The sequence below is a fragment of the Dysgonomonas termitidis genome (assembly GCF_054657735.1).
Window position 1 is genome coordinate 987,808 of the sequence record NZ_BAAHYD010000001.1, and the last position, 13,544, is coordinate 1,001,351.

The following is a 13,544-nucleotide window of genomic DNA, read 5'->3' on the forward strand; positions in this document are numbered from 1 at the left end:
AATTACCGGAATTTGGGGTATGGTTTGTGGACACTGTGACAGTGTACTCTTGCTTCGAGTTCCCAAGCGAGGGTGTTTTTGCGGATATCCTTTACTTTATCGAGATGCTTTTTGCGATAGACTTCGAAGGGGTAGAAATCTTCATCGCAGCCGTAGCACTGGAAAGCATAACCTTTGACACACGATTTGACAACGGGACGTCCGCAATGGGGGCAGAATCTACGGGTTTTCATCTGTTTTTTCGTTTTGAGGTGTGAGATGTTCTAAATATTTGGTGCAGTTACAATACTCCAAGAGATGGAAATTATACTTTTTAGTCATAAAGTCGCTAATCTGTTCATCTGTCATTGCCCTTCCTATTTCTTTGCCCATGTAAGTATTAATAGGCCCTAATGCTCCGAACGTAGTTACAACTCCATGTTTACATAGTTTTGTACGTTCTTTATCATGATACTGTATAATTTCAGTAATATGCTTCAGAGGGAAAGTAAGCAGTATCTTAACCACGATATATTCTGTTCCGGGTTTGATCTTATCTTCATCGGGATAGTTGTTGCCAAGAATATTTTCCTCCCAGAATGCACCGTCAGTCCTTGTTACGCCATAGCAACCGGCTTCGATGGCATCAATGAAAATATTGTAGATATGGTACCCTAATCCAACAGCAACATAGAAATTGATAATAAACTGATTTTGTATGCCATAGCGGGAGAAGCCATATTCGATGTTATCCTCATTCCATTTGTGGCTACAAATACCTAACTCTGTGATGTATTTGTCGGCTTTTTCTTTACTTGGGATTTCGATAAAGGCATATGGGCCGAGCTGTATGTAGTCTTTAATCATGATTCTATCAGGATATGGGATTCAACATTATAATTTCTATGGAGTAGTAGGTTCCGTTAGCCATAGTGGCTTTGAGGTTCAGTAATTCTTGGCGGTCTTGTTCGGTCATCCTGCCAAACTGTACTTTGTCATCGAGGTAATAGTTCAGTTCTTCGTCTAATGTGAAGATGCCTTCCAACCGTTTCTCTTTCATTACAGGCAAATGCTGGCGGGAGAACAGGACGATAACGTGGTCTTTCGCCAAAATGATAGGGTTTCGCTGTTCAGTATTCAGATTAGTATTCTTCATCTTTCCCTTTTATTTCCAGTCCAGTTATGTGATTGATAATTCACCTTTGAACAATTGCTCAAATTGCTCCAGTGTAACTTCTGCTGTTATCCATCCATGGGAAGTATCATCTATGGTAAACAGGTCTTCACTTACGCGGATTACATTGCGGATGCAAAGCCCGAACTTCCAGTCTCTTTGTTCGTGGGGCTCCATTCGCTTTACATCTTCTATTGTCTTTATCATGTCCGTTATTTATAAATCTTGTAACTTCAATTGTAAGTCTTTCTTAAGTTCCTGCCTCCTGATCCTCTTCATGGTGATTCTCAGTAACCGCTTTTTACGGGAATTGCGAAGCATGTTTTTGGCAACACCACTCTTTCCTTTCAGGTTCCATTTTGCAGAGGGAACAACATAATACCCACTGATTACACCTTTACTTGTTTTTCCGTATGTTTTCATCGATACATGTTTTTACGCGTTTCTTTCGTTTATATTGCAACAGGTAATCCAGAGTATGCGTACCAGGTTATCGTTGTGGTTGTTTAACTCTTCGTCTGTCCAGGCACCATATTCCTTCAGTTCCAGCTTCAGGTTCTCCGCATCGATTTTTCCAAGCTCATCCCTGACTTCGTCTATCTGCATGAGCCTGGCTAAGTCTTTATAGCAGTCTCCGGGATGGTCTGTCCATTCGGCGAGCTTGTCCGGAATGTCTATACAGCCGATATAATCGTAAGCTATTTGCATGGTTACATGGTTGCTAAAATTTTACATAATGTATCTTCATCGAAATAACCTAACGGAACCAGTGCACATGGAGTATCATCCTTATTAATAGCCAAATCGGGAATAGGAATATCCATATTGTCATCATATACGACAGGTTCTCCATTATCATCCGTCAAGTCCCATTCCCCTCTGTTTTTCAGGATATTTTCTTTTATTCTAAGTAGACTTTCTCTCTTTTCCATAATGATTATACAGATAATGCAGGATTCAACATTTCTTCTTCGATCATATAGTTTTCTTCAAGGCCCTGTGTCTGGCGGTCTCGCAACAAGTCTTCAGTAGTTTCTTCTGAGAGTTGCCCGGAGGATTTCATGTCGCTGATATAATCGATAAAACTGTCATTGTCGGTGAACACTCCAAGCAATTCTTTACTGGAGTGTTCATGCCAAGCATTACAGCTATATAGTAATAGGGCGTGACCTTTTTCTATCATTATGCTGTTTGTTTGATTTCTTCTTTTAATACCCCGAATATCTGTCCGAACAATTGATCGTAGTAAGGGGCAATCTCCCTTATCTCTTCATCCGTTGGGTAAGGATACACATCGGGACGGAGGAATTCAGATACAGTCTTTACGTTAGCCAGATAATCATTGATATGCCCTTTCTCCGCAAGCTTTGTGATAACGTACTTTTCGAATGCCCGGGCGGTAAGTTCCACCATTGTTGCCCAGTAAGGTTTTGACTTGTATTGATCTATCTTTTTGGAGCGGGAATAGAAATCCGTTTGCTTGATTTTTGTCCTTAGCTGGGAAAGGACGCCGGAAAGGGATGCGACTGTCGTTGGATTTTCGGTTGCATAAAGCAGGCTTTGGCCTTCTTTGATGCACAAATAATTATCCAGTGCATGGAACCATTCGTGAGCCAGAGAACCCGCGCCTTTCTTTTTGGTCAGGTTGATAACCCTTTTCAAAGTTTCATAATGGGCTAATGCCTTGCCGCTTCCCCTTGCCCCGAAAGCCAAAGCCAACTGGTTGTCAAGGGTTATCGCTTGCGGGCTTATTTCTAATATTCCGGCTAAATCATAGAGCGCGTCGTATGCCTCGTTAAGGCTGGCGGCTCTCTCCAGTTGTGTCACCCAGTTTCCGAATTCAACACCCCGGAATGGAAAGACAGCCGAGAATTGCTCCGGGGTCTTATCTATCCCGTTACGGTAATTCGTTCCTGTGCGGGGACGGTTCCAGTCACGGCGTTCTTCGGGGATTGTACGCAGCTCCCTGTAGATTCTTTCAAGCTCGTCCATATGCTCCTGGCGGAAAGCAAATGCTTCTTCCCTGGTTGCAAATGTTTTAAGGACAATGCCACTCTTATTTACAGGGGTGATATAATAAGTATCCGCCTGAGGATTGCGCCATACCGAGCATTGGAATACCGTGGCTTTCTTTGATGTTCCGGCATTATCTTTTATCCATGCAATGCATTCTTCAATGGTATTGGCTTTATGCCTGATATAATTGCCTTTGGCCACAACAAAGCATCTGTCCGAACTGAACTGATGTGGATGTACGATGCGGAATGGATACGGGCTGTAATCTTCATGCGGCCAGTTGGCGGCATTCATTTCTTTCCGGAAGTTGGTAAAGCCTTCTTTCAGTACAAATGGCTGGTCGCCGAGTACCTGTTCATTTTCCAGTCCTATTTTAATTATCTGGATAACAGGTATTACCCTTTCAACCCATCTTCTGACGCTGTAACTGTAGCGTGGCTTTGCCGGAATATTGTTATACAGGTATTGCAGTTTTATAGCCGTTTCCCCGGTGATAAGCCCGTCGCGGGACATGCGGGCGAAGTCGGGACGCGGAAATGATTTGGACAAAGGCTGTCTTGCCAGCGCGTCGTTCGTGATGAGGCTTATTTGCTCCATCGCATTACGGGCGAGGTCTTTTTTGGCGCCGCCTATCTTCTGCCCGAAATCCTGTATGTTTTTTGTGATTGTTGCGGTCTGTTGCATACTGTTGATTTGTTAAGTGATTACTGGTTGTTTTTAAGTGTTTCTATCTGCCTCTTTATCTCATCGGAGGCAAAGCCGAGGTTATGGACATCGCGGTTGAGCGCGCCGGCAGTGCCGCCGCGGGAACGGCCCAGGCGCATCCGGTCGAGAGTCCGCCGCTGTGCTTTTTCCAGCTTGGCTGTGAGCTTGTCAATGGCTGCCTTACGCTGAAGGGGTGTAAGCTTGTCGCGGTTTTCCTTTGCGGCCTGTTCCAGAAAGTCTAATCCGTCTATAAGGGCGTTATAGTCTTTTGTCGTGGCGAACAGGCGTTTTTTGATAATCTGACGTGCTTTTTCGATCATAAAAATTGTATTTATTGCAATCACTTAGTAACGAATAGGAGGAAATGATATGAAAGGATTATAAGTGACGCGGAATTTTAGAAAATAAAAAAGGCGTAAGCTATATTGCCTGCGCCATGTATGGATAAAAGAAATTGTTTTCTGTTCAGATGCAGGGGAACTTTGTTTTCAGTTCTTCATTACCGTTCAGTGCGTTGAATGAGTTTATTACTTTCCGGCACTCTTCGATACTCCGCCTGTTCCGGTCATCAATGCGGTAATTTTCAGCATAGTCTTTTATCCATGCCAATACTAATCCGGCGAATAATTGCTGTGAGGTAGGATGCAGGTTCCGCATCTGTTCCAGGAACTTTTCACGGGATGTGTTAAAGCCCGCGTTGGCAAGGTCACCGGCTATCTGGTGGATTTCTTTTTTATTTGACATGGATTTTATTTTTTATGTGGTCGATATCGAAACCAAAGGCATTGATGTGTCCCTTTTCTGAAATCATTTTATAATAAGGGTTGGCAAGTGATTCATTATCGAGCCTGACAGTGGCACAGTAATCATAATCGCCCTTGCCTGTTTCGATGATGGCAGTTACCTCTCCTTTGAATGGGTTTGGGGTATACTTGTCGGGATCATTCTCTATGACGTGGTCGCCGATGTTGATGTCTTGTCGTTTAATCATATTGCTACTTGTTTTTGTCGTCTGTTTCGACATAGATTGTAAACCACTTTTGAGTGAGCTTCTTTATGAATTTTGCGAATGCTTTGGCTCTGGCTACCCTTGCATTGGGTGCGGTAACATATACATCGTCAGACCATTTCATATCGAAAAAGACTTTGTAGCGTTTATTCTTTTGTTTCTTTTCAGTTTCTTGCATATTATTCTGGTTTAGGAATCATAGACTTCTGCTCTTTGGGTATCAGCTCTAAAGGAACATGTGTTTCGCAGCGGTTACAGTAGCAGTTTTTCCTGTCATCGTCGGAAGGACTGGAGGCACTGCCGGGGTTGTTTGGGTCGTCCCACATCTTCATCCTGACTTCGGTGGAATGACAAAGGATACAACGGAGTGTGGGAACCGGAACGATTGGCTGAATGACTTTTCTTTCATTGATAACTACTTGTTCGTGAGAAAAATCGGGCTGATACTTTTGTTGCAGGAACATCATCCCGGTAACATACTTTTCTTTCGTGTCCGTATGGATACCATCGTATTTCATGGCTTCTTCTTCACTGCCCCAGAAGTATATTTCACGTATGGAGCCAAGGGCTTTCATTTCTTCTTCGTTTTCGGGTACAAGGTTGTAGCCGGCTGTCTTATTGTCTATTTTTACAAGTTCTATTTTCATCGGTTTATTGGATTTTAGGCGGTTTGCTATATTCGCACGGATAGGCTGTTATGGTAGGACATAAATATCCATTGCGCATCCAAACTGCATCTTGTCCACATCGACAAGTAACCATTTGTTTATCATTGTTATATACAAATTGCGGATGCTTACCTTCCTTAATCTGGTTTACTAATTCTATTTTTGGCATATAGCAGGATTATGATAAAATTTCTAATTCTGCCATTGCTGGAAAATGCCTGTTGTACTCTGCCTGCAATTCATCGAGTGTCATGTCCCGTAGTTCCGGGGGTAAAGATTCCCGTCCAATCTCATTCGTAAGAAAACGGAAAATGAGATCAATGGTATTGCATTCGCAGTCTTCGGGGTATGAAATAAACAATGGCCAGGGAATATCCCCGAAGATAAAGAGGGGTTTGAGTTTATTGGCTTTCATGATGGTATGAGTTATTATTCAAAATCAATACTTTGGGCATTACACCAATAAAAGTCGCCGGTGTTCTGATTTTCATAGAGAATCTGAAACCTCTCACCGTCTGTTCCTTCATCAATCCAGCGACATCTTACATTCTGCAAATCACAGGATGGTATACGACGCTCTTCCCGGTAGTTACTGCGGGTCATATCGGCGCATTGCAGCCAAACGCGGTCGTTATCGCCTTCACCCTGAATACGGGCGGATATGATACTTACTTCAAATTCCCGTATTTCTATTTCACCGGATTGGATTGCGGCAGTTAAATACCCTTCGGCTTCCTGAAAGAGTTCATAATCCCATTGCGCCCGGACTTTCTTCAACTCTTCAATGCTTAATCCGTCCCATTGCGGGTAGTTTTTATAAAGCCATTCAAGTGTCTTTTCGCCATCGGCAACACATGCAAGGTCATCGGAGGCCATCACATCGTCACGCCTTTCATAGTCCGGCAAGAGCTGGCAGACGAATCCCCAGGAATCTTTTTCAGCCATGTCTTCCCAAAATCCATATCCACGGGTATATGAGCCGTCGTGGTACTTGCGGCGGAACTGGCTGGAGATCAGTGGGGTATTATTTTGAGTATGTTCCATGTCCTTCTTCAATTATGGTTAGTATATCAAGCACATGATTTGTTGTAAGGTCTTCTTCATAAAGGCTGTACCCATCCTCCAGGTTGAGGGATACTTTTTCATCGTGCTCCAGTTTTATACTGCTTATAAGGCTGGATGTTCCATCGCCGTGGTTATCTACATAGAGGGCAATCCAAAAATCATCCTCATTGAGAGTATACAGGCGGCCGTTTTCTTTTAAATATTCACGTATTTTATCTAATCCCTGTTGTGTCAATTGATGGATTTGCGCATTAATACCCGGCGGATTTTCAAAGCACCATTTGCCATCCCTGAAGAGGTATTCTTTCTTATAGCCGCAGGCAATCTCATCGTTCATAACACGGATGTTCAGCCCTGCGGTATCGAGCATGGAGCTGGTAATCCATTGGAACTTTTCTTCGGGAAATCCGCCTGTCGAGAGGTATGACAGCTTTAAGGTGGATGTAGGATCAGCTATCATGTTATGAACGAGGTCGGATACGGCGAACTGCTTATTCCTGAACTGCTCCAGTAACCTAATAAGCAGCATGTTAATCTGGGATGAGTTGCCTGTCGCCCAGAGTTGATTGATGTCGAGTCCTTCGGGTAATTCTTTCATACGGGTACTCCTTTCTTTAAGATCGCTTTATATATTTCCTGCTTGATTATATCGTTGTCCGGCAGGATAGCGTATTTCCGCTGCATAAACATGACGCGGGAAGTTTTTGCATTATTTCCGAGCGTTACCCCGGCATACTGTATTTTTTCCTGCTTGTTGCTTTCCAGAAAGTGCAGGTTTTGCACGGTCTCCAGCATTTTACTGTCGGTATTGTCTTCCGCTACAAGGTTGTAACCGATAGGCTTGCCATCGGCATAGATAAGTTCCAGTTTCATATTTGTTTTGCACGGTTTTGTCGTGTTGCCCTCACGTTTTTATGGTTATATATTAGAGCCATTGGCATATCAGGTTCTTGTCATGGCTGATGCATTTGCCACGGTTGTCAACTACCAGTATATCGAATATCCTGTTGCCCGCGAGCTTCGCTTTTATAGCTTTAGCAAAGGCTTCGAGTGTCGTATATGGCTCGGATACAGGTATTATCCCCGCTACCTGTTCGTAGAGATGCTGCTGCGCTACTACCGCATTTACATTTCCCCCGGCATCTTCCACTATATACCGTTGCGGAAAGTAATGGCCTGCGCAGTCGTTAGTCCGGTAATTGCCGCTATTGGGTTCCTGGGCAAAATAGTAGATTTTTGCAGTAAGGTATTTGCGGCAGATGTGAAACCATATTTCGGGATGAGGCATAGCACCGGTCTTTACCGAGAATCTTATCTCCCTGCTGTTGTTCTTTTGCAGATCATAGAAATATCCGGCTATATCGTAATTTTTTATCTCCGGGTAAAACATCTCCGCCAGATGTTTCAGCGATGTTTTCTTCCTTTGGCTTAATTTCAGCAAGCTATTGTGCAGGTACCTGATATCTGACATGTTGCCAATGATGATATAACTGGTAATACAAGATCTCTCCATAACAAGGTGCGCATTTTTACCGTGTTGCCTTCACGTTTAATGGTTTGGATATTATACTTCCACAACCTGACGAAGAATAGAGCCTGTCAGGTCGCATTAGTTTATTTTATTTACAATTATTTCCTGTATAATACTTTCCCATAAACACAGTGTAACGGCAAAATCCTGCCGGCACAGTGAAGTGCCATTTAAGCAGGCCTCCTGCACAGGATTCCGCCGTTAATGTTTCCGGGGGGAATGATGTACCTCGCGGTACTTGCAGTAATCGGGAAATTAAATTGTGGTGTAGGCAATCAGGGGTATAATCCCTGCGAAGTTTCGATATTATCGCCTGGAAAACAGAAAGTGCAGGAGTGGTTTGCCTGCACTTCGGATTATATCATGGGGACAGCCTGAATATTTAAGGTGCTTACAGGCCATATACAGCACCGTTTCATTGGCATATCTCCCTACGTCCCACGTTTCGGGTATGCGCTTTCATTTGTTACATATTGGTAAAATTGAAGTTCTTGCAGGGGAAATCCCCTCGTAACATTGAGTTAACATCCTGATAGATGCAAAAAGGGCGCAGAATATAGCTTCCGTGCCCTGATTGTATATTGTACGATGAATATAACTATTTCTTTACTTTCAGATTAACCTCGAACATGGTGGCATTGGCAAAGTGCGTAAAGCGGCTATGATGAATATCCAGTTCCTCCAGCTCGTCGAATTGCTTCAGGAAAGCGATTGCATCCGTTGCCGTGGGAAATGACGTTGCCATGGGATTGCTGTATCCCCATATGGAAACATCCCGCTTCATTTCAAAATCCGCCAGCCAGCAATAGTCTTTTAGCAGTTCGAAGACCGTTTTTACCAACTCTTCCGTTTTCAGGGAATCCGCACTCTTATTCATTTTTATACTTTCACGCTTTATATTATTGCGACAAAATTAATGAAATCCGTGCAGAGATACAGGTCTTTTTCCTGCATTTTTAATATAAAATCCGGAAGTGACTGAGGCAGCGGATAGTACAGGTTACATGTATTGGTAAACTTTTAATCCTAAATTGAGCAACTTGTTTATTCTGTCGAGTATCATTATTCTGTCAAAAACATCCTCGTTGTCAAACCTTATTATCCTAAACCCTGCCTTTCTTATGTGTGCGTTTCTGATTCTATCGGCATTAGCCACTTTTTCTGATTTGTGATAAAGCCCGTCCAGTTCTATGACAGCCTTTGCTTCAGGAATATAAACATCGGCAAAGTATAACTTACCGGATGTTTTTATAGGGTATTGCTTTTCATATTTGATATTTAACAAACCGAGCAAATCATATAATTCTTTTTCGGCTTTAGTCGACTTCGATATAAGCCTTTTCCGTAGAATATCAGCATAATCACATCCTTCATAATCAGACAAGTCAAAATTATCTTCTTTGAATTTGAACTCTTTTAAATATTTTGCGGGCTTTTTCTTTTTGTATAACTTCTTCTTGCCATTATTTAAAAATTCCAACACATCTTTTTGGCCTCCAGAATGTTTTATAATCCACATTCTTTCACTACCAGAGAATTTTACCTTTTTCATAAGATCTGCTATAAGAAGATATTTCTAAACAATAGACAGATGACAGGAAAGAAGTTTGTTTTTTCCTTTTTAGATAGAACAGGCGTCTTAAATCCCGCCGGAAATATTTTCAGGCATGCACGTTTCATACATAATCTATAGAAAAAGAAAAATGCAGATAGCCATTAATGACATAAGGCTACCTGCATTTGATTGCAAAAAGAGAGCCTGTTCAGGCAGCAGCTTCGACAGGCGCAGGCTGGAGTTCCGCTTCCACTTCTTTTGCAGCATTGTCAAGGGCTTCTTCTACTGTATTCACAGGTTTTACATTTAGGTCTACACGGAATCCCAGCGCATCGAAACTGGCTTTTGTAGCTGCGTGGATTGCCTTGTTATAATCACGGGAAGAAACAAGTTTGTCAATGTCCTTTTTAGTCGGTACAAGCCCGATTTTTGCCCACACCGATTCGTCCAGCTCATAGCTTTTTACAAGCTCGCCTTTGGCATTGCGGATAATGATACGGGTTGGAGTACTGGCACGGAATTTCGAGCGGATACCGTCGTTATCCTCACGTAATTTCAGCTCTTCACGCTTTGTTTCCCACATGGTTTTCACAACGTTTTTCCATACACGGAACAGTTCGTTCTCAGACTTGTTTTTGGGTACAAAGTCGTCACCGAAAAAGTGCTGGGCGGTATCTTTACCCTCTTTTCCTGCATACACTAATAAGATACCTGCTGTTTTCGTATCCATCGCAGAATATTGCTCTGCATTTAATTTTGTAGTTGCCATAATGATATAAATTATTTGGATTCTATGCAAAATCGCATATTGCGGGCACCGGGGATTCGAACCCCGCATTTCGCTCGGCTAAGAGGGAAAGACGGCTACCGTGATGCCGTAAGCCCTAAACAAAAATTGCACGCTACCTTTTCGCCGGACAACGTGCAATTTTTTCATAGTTTTTGCCTTGTAACTAAAACGTGCTATATTTGCATTACTTTGATGTATTTCATGCAAACCCAGCCTACTTAATTTGACTTTCACTGGGTTGTTAGTATGCGAACTGTTTAGGGACAATTAAGGCATACCTTCAGCACGTCCCCTATCTTTTCCAATAGGGCAGTTAACTTTTGGCGGTGGCATTCAGGCGGTTAGCCGGGGAGAGTATTGAGCATAGCAATGGCATATACGTTTATCTCCGTCCCTCGTGCGATGTGTTTTTATCGCATCGTGTCTTTTATCTCCGTGCGCACTGGGCGCAATTATGGCATTATTCCGACACTACCAATTCAGTGCTTAAACTCCCAAATATTAACGTTTTTCGCACCCGGTTACAAAGTACACGTACTTTCACCGTTCCAATTTGCTACATTGGTTTGTAGTCCTGCGGGGTGTGGTTATTTAACACCGTCTTTAATCGCTCCGAAGCGAACAGGCGAATTTTTGATTTTCCAAAGCTCAAAAGGCTTGCTTTCGCACAAAAAGGCTTTTTTGTTTCTCTCTTAATTGAGGTTTTTGATTTTTGAAGTTCTTAATGTTTTAGTTTTTAATTACTGTTTCTTTTTGTTTGTTTTCCGACCTGTTTTGTGTCGGTTGCTTATGGTGGTATAATAGAAACAAGTTTTTAAACTGCAAAATATTTTCAATAATTTTTTTGAAAAATATTTTTTGAAGGATAGATTTTTTAAAAGGAATAATCACGTGTACACGCGAAGGTATATAGCTGAAAAACAATTGATTATAAATCCATTTTCTAAAAAGTAAAAAAGTTTTATTTTCATAAAAAACAGAAAAAGACCGGTTATGTGTGTATATCAAAATGATAGCTTGTATTTAAAATGTTAAAACATTCTAATTCAGGTAGTTACAAATAGGTGTAATTCATAACAACCTGCTTGAAATGATAAGATGCTTTCAAAATGTCAGTAAGTTTTACAAAAATGAACAAAAAACGGCTTTTTAGTTTAACTTTTAAGGAAAGTTAAAGTCTTATATTATTGATAATCAACATTATAAAATTTTGAAAAAGAAAGGGGTGGGTATCCCTCCGGGTGCGGATTCGATATCTGTGCTCCGGGCCAAATCTTCAAGTCCCGTTTTTGAAAATGATGTTTTAGAGCATTTTTATGAGTAAAAATCAATCACGGAGATATGGGTAATTCCGGAACAAAGCCCCCCCTTTACAGGGCTTGTACATGGGGTATTTATACTTTAAAACAGAACTGCTTTCCCTGTATATGCCTGGGTATACTAAAATTCATCATAAACGGTTTATTTACAGGTAATTTAATCCATCCGGCTATAATCTGGCGGCTATATATACCGGAACCGTATTTTTACCGGGTGATCCGGTTATATAAATCCAGGAGCTAATATTTTACTTACTTTTTTGGTGTTTTTTTATATTGGAGTTATTAACGTAAAACATTCTTTAATTTTTATCCTAAATACTGTATATTTGTCATTATCATTTTAACAGTAAACAATGTCATGTATCAATGAAAACACGAGACCGGATACTATTATACATTAGTAAGTATTCCCCCGTAAGCGAGGCGGACCGGTCTGCCATAACCCAATATTGCGCGGACCACAAGATTAAGGCTAATGTTCCCAGGATTGATAAGGATAAGGAAAAAATCAGCTTTGAAGAATTCAGGGAATGGATGGAGAAAGACTGCCCTGAAATCAATGATATAATTGTTTTCGGGGACGGGACCCTCATTATCGTAAAGGACGTCACCTTTAAAGGGATTACCGCGGGCGTTACCCTGGCCGGAGACAATACGCTGGGGACAGGTGGTTTTACTTTTAATTACCAGGATTTCAAACAAGCCTCCTTCGACGATAAGGTCAGGCTTCAAAAGGCGTTGAACGGGGCAGGCCTGTCCTGGAACAGGAAAAAGAAACAGGCGGCTCCCCGGATGATCCCGGAGAACAATAAGTATATCCGGGTAAGCGTACTCGGGGATAAAATTGCATTCGGCGTTTTCCGTGAATATAACCCTGAAGGGAAAATTGTCATGTATTGCGTAAAGGAAACAGGTAAAGAAGTCCGCTACTCCCTGTATGATATACTGGACAATCTTCCCGGAGCCTATCAGGTTGAAGCGATCAGCAACCAGGAAAAAAAACTTTTGCGGGAAGAACTGAAGGAAGCCGGCAAGCAATGGAGCGGTTATTCGAGCCGTATCGAGCCTTTGGAATACAAGCAGGAGAAAGGCTCGGTCTATTATTTCCTGGATGATTCCCTGAAGGTACAGTCCAGAGTACATAAATATCCTAAAGACAAGCAACGGTCCTATGGACTGAACTATTTTTTGAACAGGGAAGAAGCCCTGGAAATAGCCGACGCTATCATGGAGCTCCGGTTAAAACAACTCTCCAGAAAAAAGAAAAGCTAAAAAACAGATCCGGTATTTACCAAATACTGCCGGCATTCATTTCGTAATTCTTGCAAATATTATTTCCATACAACACCCTTTTGGGTATCATTATGTAATTTTTCTATATTCCAGCACCCTTTCGGGTATTTATTGAATAAGTTCCTTATACCTGTACCCAAAAAGGTATCGGATATGAATAATCTACCATTAAACGAATATGTGAAGACTAAGCACAAAGCGCTTGGATTCTCTCGGGAAGAGTTCGCCCAGAAAGCAGGTGTAGGGCTTCGCTTCCTGCGTGAACTGGAACAGGGAAAGAAACCCTGAAAATGGATAAAGTGAACCAGGTATTGAAATTGTTCGGGAAGCAGCTTGGTGTTGTACCAATGGACAGGGCTAACTTGATAGAGCCATGAAACAAGCAGGGATTTATGTGTACAATCCAGTTACCGAAAATTCCTTGGTAACTGAATTTT

Annotated in this window: 23 protein-coding genes and 1 pseudogene; 2 read left to right on the top strand and 22 right to left on the bottom strand. The window is 41.9% G+C overall.

Annotation, left to right across the window (positions count from 1 at the left end):
- Positions 1 to 2 precede the first annotated feature (2 nt).
- The 22 genes from ACYQ3L_RS03940 to ACYQ3L_RS04045 all read right to left on the bottom strand — a co-directional run bounded on the left by ACYQ3L_RS03940 (position 3) and on the right by ACYQ3L_RS04045 (position 10,471).
- Positions 3 to 233, bottom strand: coding sequence for a hypothetical protein (locus ACYQ3L_RS03940; RefSeq protein ID WP_379993898.1), 231 nt, complete (start codon positions 231 to 233; stop codon positions 3 to 5).
- Positions 220 to 846, bottom strand: coding sequence for a hypothetical protein (locus ACYQ3L_RS03945; protein WP_379993897.1), 627 nt, complete (start codon positions 844 to 846; stop codon positions 220 to 222). Before ACYQ3L_RS03945 ends, ACYQ3L_RS03940 begins: the two co-directional genes overlap by 14 nt.
- Positions 847 to 853: 7 nt before the next feature.
- A complete protein-coding gene (locus ACYQ3L_RS03950; RefSeq protein ID WP_379993896.1) occupies positions 854 to 1,135 on the bottom strand; it encodes a hypothetical protein in 282 nt (93 codons plus the stop codon).
- Positions 1,136 to 1,159: 24 nt separating this feature from the next.
- Positions 1,160 to 1,360 (bottom strand): hypothetical protein, encoded by a 201-nt coding sequence (locus tag ACYQ3L_RS03955; protein WP_379993895.1) that lies wholly within the window; start codon positions 1,358 to 1,360, stop codon positions 1,160 to 1,162.
- Positions 1,361 to 1,369: 9 nt separating this feature from the next.
- A complete protein-coding gene (locus ACYQ3L_RS03960) occupies positions 1,370 to 1,576 on the bottom strand; it encodes a hypothetical protein (protein ID WP_379993894.1) in 207 nt (68 codons plus the stop codon).
- Positions 1,577 to 1,588: 12 nt separating this feature from the next.
- A complete protein-coding gene (locus ACYQ3L_RS03965; RefSeq protein ID WP_379993893.1) occupies positions 1,589 to 1,861 on the bottom strand; it encodes a hypothetical protein in 273 nt (90 codons plus the stop codon).
- Between the two features lie 2 nt (positions 1,862 to 1,863).
- Positions 1,864 to 2,085 carry a hypothetical protein gene (locus ACYQ3L_RS03970; RefSeq protein WP_379993892.1) on the bottom strand — a complete coding sequence of 74 codons (222 nt, stop codon included), beginning with the start codon at positions 2,083 to 2,085 and terminating at the stop codon, positions 1,864 to 1,866.
- Between the two features lie 5 nt (positions 2,086 to 2,090).
- Positions 2,091 to 2,336, bottom strand: a complete 246-nt coding sequence (locus ACYQ3L_RS03975; protein WP_379993891.1) for a hypothetical protein — start codon at positions 2,334 to 2,336, stop codon at positions 2,091 to 2,093.
- A complete protein-coding gene (locus ACYQ3L_RS03980; protein WP_379993889.1) occupies positions 2,336 to 3,853 on the bottom strand; it encodes an LPD5 domain-containing protein in 1,518 nt (505 codons plus the stop codon). Before ACYQ3L_RS03980 ends, ACYQ3L_RS03975 begins: the two co-directional genes overlap by 1 nt.
- A 20-nt stretch (positions 3,854 to 3,873) precedes the next feature.
- The gene (locus ACYQ3L_RS03985; protein ID WP_379993888.1) at positions 3,874 to 4,218 is read right to left on the bottom strand and encodes a hypothetical protein; all 345 of its coding nucleotides are present in this window, start codon (positions 4,216 to 4,218) and stop codon (positions 3,874 to 3,876) included.
- Between the two features lie 121 nt (positions 4,219 to 4,339).
- A complete protein-coding gene (locus ACYQ3L_RS03990; protein ID WP_379993887.1) occupies positions 4,340 to 4,618 on the bottom strand; it encodes a hypothetical protein in 279 nt (92 codons plus the stop codon).
- The gene (locus ACYQ3L_RS03995; RefSeq protein ID WP_379993886.1) at positions 4,608 to 4,865 is read right to left on the bottom strand and encodes a transcription-repair coupling factor; all 258 of its coding nucleotides are present in this window, start codon (positions 4,863 to 4,865) and stop codon (positions 4,608 to 4,610) included. Before ACYQ3L_RS03995 ends, ACYQ3L_RS03990 begins: the two co-directional genes overlap by 11 nt.
- Positions 4,866 to 4,869: 4 nt before the next feature.
- Positions 4,870 to 5,061 carry a hypothetical protein gene (locus ACYQ3L_RS04000; RefSeq protein WP_379993885.1) on the bottom strand — a complete coding sequence of 64 codons (192 nt, stop codon included), beginning with the start codon at positions 5,059 to 5,061 and terminating at the stop codon, positions 4,870 to 4,872.
- Between the two features lies 1 nt (position 5,062).
- On the bottom strand, positions 5,063 to 5,530 hold the full coding sequence (locus tag ACYQ3L_RS04005; RefSeq protein WP_379993884.1) for a hypothetical protein: 468 nt from the start codon (positions 5,528 to 5,530) through the stop codon (positions 5,063 to 5,065).
- A gap of 199 nt (positions 5,531 to 5,729) precedes the next feature.
- Complete coding sequence (locus ACYQ3L_RS04010; protein ID WP_379993883.1) at positions 5,730 to 5,966, bottom strand: hypothetical protein; 237 nt, start codon at positions 5,964 to 5,966, stop codon at positions 5,730 to 5,732.
- 14 nt (positions 5,967 to 5,980) lie between these two features.
- Positions 5,981 to 6,595: a hypothetical protein gene (locus ACYQ3L_RS04015; protein ID WP_379993882.1), complete on the bottom strand. Its 615-nt coding sequence runs from the start codon at positions 6,593 to 6,595 to the stop codon at positions 5,981 to 5,983.
- Positions 6,576 to 7,214, bottom strand: a complete 639-nt coding sequence (locus tag ACYQ3L_RS04020; RefSeq protein WP_379993881.1) for a hypothetical protein — start codon at positions 7,212 to 7,214, stop codon at positions 6,576 to 6,578. Before ACYQ3L_RS04020 ends, ACYQ3L_RS04015 begins: the two co-directional genes overlap by 20 nt.
- Positions 7,211 to 7,489, bottom strand: coding sequence for a hypothetical protein (locus ACYQ3L_RS04025; protein WP_379993879.1), 279 nt, complete (start codon positions 7,487 to 7,489; stop codon positions 7,211 to 7,213). Before ACYQ3L_RS04025 ends, ACYQ3L_RS04020 begins: the two co-directional genes overlap by 4 nt.
- 52 nt (positions 7,490 to 7,541) lie before the next feature.
- Positions 7,542 to 8,129 (bottom strand): hypothetical protein, encoded by a 588-nt coding sequence (locus tag ACYQ3L_RS04030; RefSeq protein WP_379993878.1) that lies wholly within the window; start codon positions 8,127 to 8,129, stop codon positions 7,542 to 7,544.
- Positions 8,130 to 8,745: 616 nt separating this feature from the next.
- Positions 8,746 to 9,024, bottom strand: a complete 279-nt coding sequence (locus ACYQ3L_RS04035) for a hypothetical protein (RefSeq protein ID WP_379993877.1) — start codon at positions 9,022 to 9,024, stop codon at positions 8,746 to 8,748.
- Positions 9,025 to 9,147: 123 nt separating this feature from the next.
- Positions 9,148 to 9,699: an endonuclease domain-containing protein gene (locus tag ACYQ3L_RS04040; RefSeq protein ID WP_379993876.1), complete on the bottom strand. Its 552-nt coding sequence runs from the start codon at positions 9,697 to 9,699 to the stop codon at positions 9,148 to 9,150.
- 211 nt (positions 9,700 to 9,910) lie between these two features.
- Entirely contained in the window at positions 9,911 to 10,471 is a 561-nt protein-coding gene (locus ACYQ3L_RS04045; protein ID WP_379993875.1) for a hypothetical protein, read from the bottom strand.
- Positions 10,472 to 12,180: 1,709 nt separating this feature from the next.
- Here ACYQ3L_RS04045 and ACYQ3L_RS04050 point away from each other — a divergent pair.
- Entirely contained in the window at positions 12,181 to 13,086 is a 906-nt protein-coding gene (locus ACYQ3L_RS04050) for a hypothetical protein (protein WP_379993874.1), read from the top strand.
- 174 nt (positions 13,087 to 13,260) lie between these two features.
- Positions 13,261 to 13,484: pseudogene (locus tag ACYQ3L_RS04055) on the top strand (helix-turn-helix domain-containing protein).
- The last annotated feature ends 60 nt before the right edge of the window (positions 13,485 to 13,544 follow it).

What these genes read in the sequence shown, in the direction of transcription:
- ACYQ3L_RS03940 (WP_379993898.1), bottom strand. Translation starts at nt 233, where the DNA reads ATGAAAACCCGTAGATTCTGCCCCCATTGCGGACGTCCCGTTGTCAAA.
- ACYQ3L_RS03945 (WP_379993897.1), bottom strand. Translation starts at nt 846, where the DNA reads ATGATTAAAGACTACATACAGCTCGGCCCATATGCCTTTATCGAAATC.
- ACYQ3L_RS03950 (WP_379993896.1), bottom strand. Translation starts at nt 1,135, where the DNA reads ATGAAGAATACTAATCTGAATACTGAACAGCGAAACCCTATCATTTTG.
- ACYQ3L_RS03955 (WP_379993895.1), bottom strand. Translation starts at nt 1,360, where the DNA reads ATGATAAAGACAATAGAAGATGTAAAGCGAATGGAGCCCCACGAACAA.
- ACYQ3L_RS03960 (WP_379993894.1), bottom strand. Translation starts at nt 1,576, where the DNA reads ATGAAAACATACGGAAAAACAAGTAAAGGTGTAATCAGTGGGTATTAT.
- ACYQ3L_RS03965 (WP_379993893.1), bottom strand. Translation starts at nt 1,861, where the DNA reads ATGCAAATAGCTTACGATTATATCGGCTGTATAGACATTCCGGACAAG.
- ACYQ3L_RS03970 (WP_379993892.1), bottom strand. Translation starts at nt 2,085, where the DNA reads ATGGAAAAGAGAGAAAGTCTACTTAGAATAAAAGAAAATATCCTGAAA.
- ACYQ3L_RS03975 (WP_379993891.1), bottom strand. Translation starts at nt 2,336, where the DNA reads ATGATAGAAAAAGGTCACGCCCTATTACTATATAGCTGTAATGCTTGG.
- ACYQ3L_RS03980 (WP_379993889.1), bottom strand. Translation starts at nt 3,853, where the DNA reads ATGCAACAGACCGCAACAATCACAAAAAACATACAGGATTTCGGGCAG.
- ACYQ3L_RS03990 (WP_379993887.1), bottom strand. Translation starts at nt 4,618, where the DNA reads ATGTCAAATAAAAAAGAAATCCACCAGATAGCCGGTGACCTTGCCAAC.
- ACYQ3L_RS03995 (WP_379993886.1), bottom strand. Translation starts at nt 4,865, where the DNA reads ATGATTAAACGACAAGACATCAACATCGGCGACCACGTCATAGAGAAT.
- ACYQ3L_RS04000 (WP_379993885.1), bottom strand. Translation starts at nt 5,061, where the DNA reads ATGCAAGAAACTGAAAAGAAACAAAAGAATAAACGCTACAAAGTCTTT.
- ACYQ3L_RS04005 (WP_379993884.1), bottom strand. Translation starts at nt 5,530, where the DNA reads ATGAAAATAGAACTTGTAAAAATAGACAATAAGACAGCCGGCTACAAC.
- ACYQ3L_RS04010 (WP_379993883.1), bottom strand. Translation starts at nt 5,966, where the DNA reads ATGAAAGCCAATAAACTCAAACCCCTCTTTATCTTCGGGGATATTCCC.
- ACYQ3L_RS04015 (WP_379993882.1), bottom strand. Translation starts at nt 6,595, where the DNA reads ATGGAACATACTCAAAATAATACCCCACTGATCTCCAGCCAGTTCCGC.
- ACYQ3L_RS04020 (WP_379993881.1), bottom strand. Translation starts at nt 7,214, where the DNA reads ATGAAAGAATTACCCGAAGGACTCGACATCAATCAACTCTGGGCGACA.
- ACYQ3L_RS04025 (WP_379993879.1), bottom strand. Translation starts at nt 7,489, where the DNA reads ATGAAACTGGAACTTATCTATGCCGATGGCAAGCCTATCGGTTACAAC.
- ACYQ3L_RS04030 (WP_379993878.1), bottom strand. Translation starts at nt 8,129, where the DNA reads ATGGAGAGATCTTGTATTACCAGTTATATCATCATTGGCAACATGTCA.
- ACYQ3L_RS04035 (WP_379993877.1), bottom strand. Translation starts at nt 9,024, where the DNA reads ATGAATAAGAGTGCGGATTCCCTGAAAACGGAAGAGTTGGTAAAAACG.
- ACYQ3L_RS04040 (WP_379993876.1), bottom strand. Translation starts at nt 9,699, where the DNA reads ATGAAAAAGGTAAAATTCTCTGGTAGTGAAAGAATGTGGATTATAAAA.
- ACYQ3L_RS04045 (WP_379993875.1), bottom strand. Translation starts at nt 10,471, where the DNA reads ATGGCAACTACAAAATTAAATGCAGAGCAATATTCTGCGATGGATACG.
- ACYQ3L_RS04050 (WP_379993874.1), top strand. Translation starts at nt 12,181, where the DNA reads ATGAAAACACGAGACCGGATACTATTATACATTAGTAAGTATTCCCCC.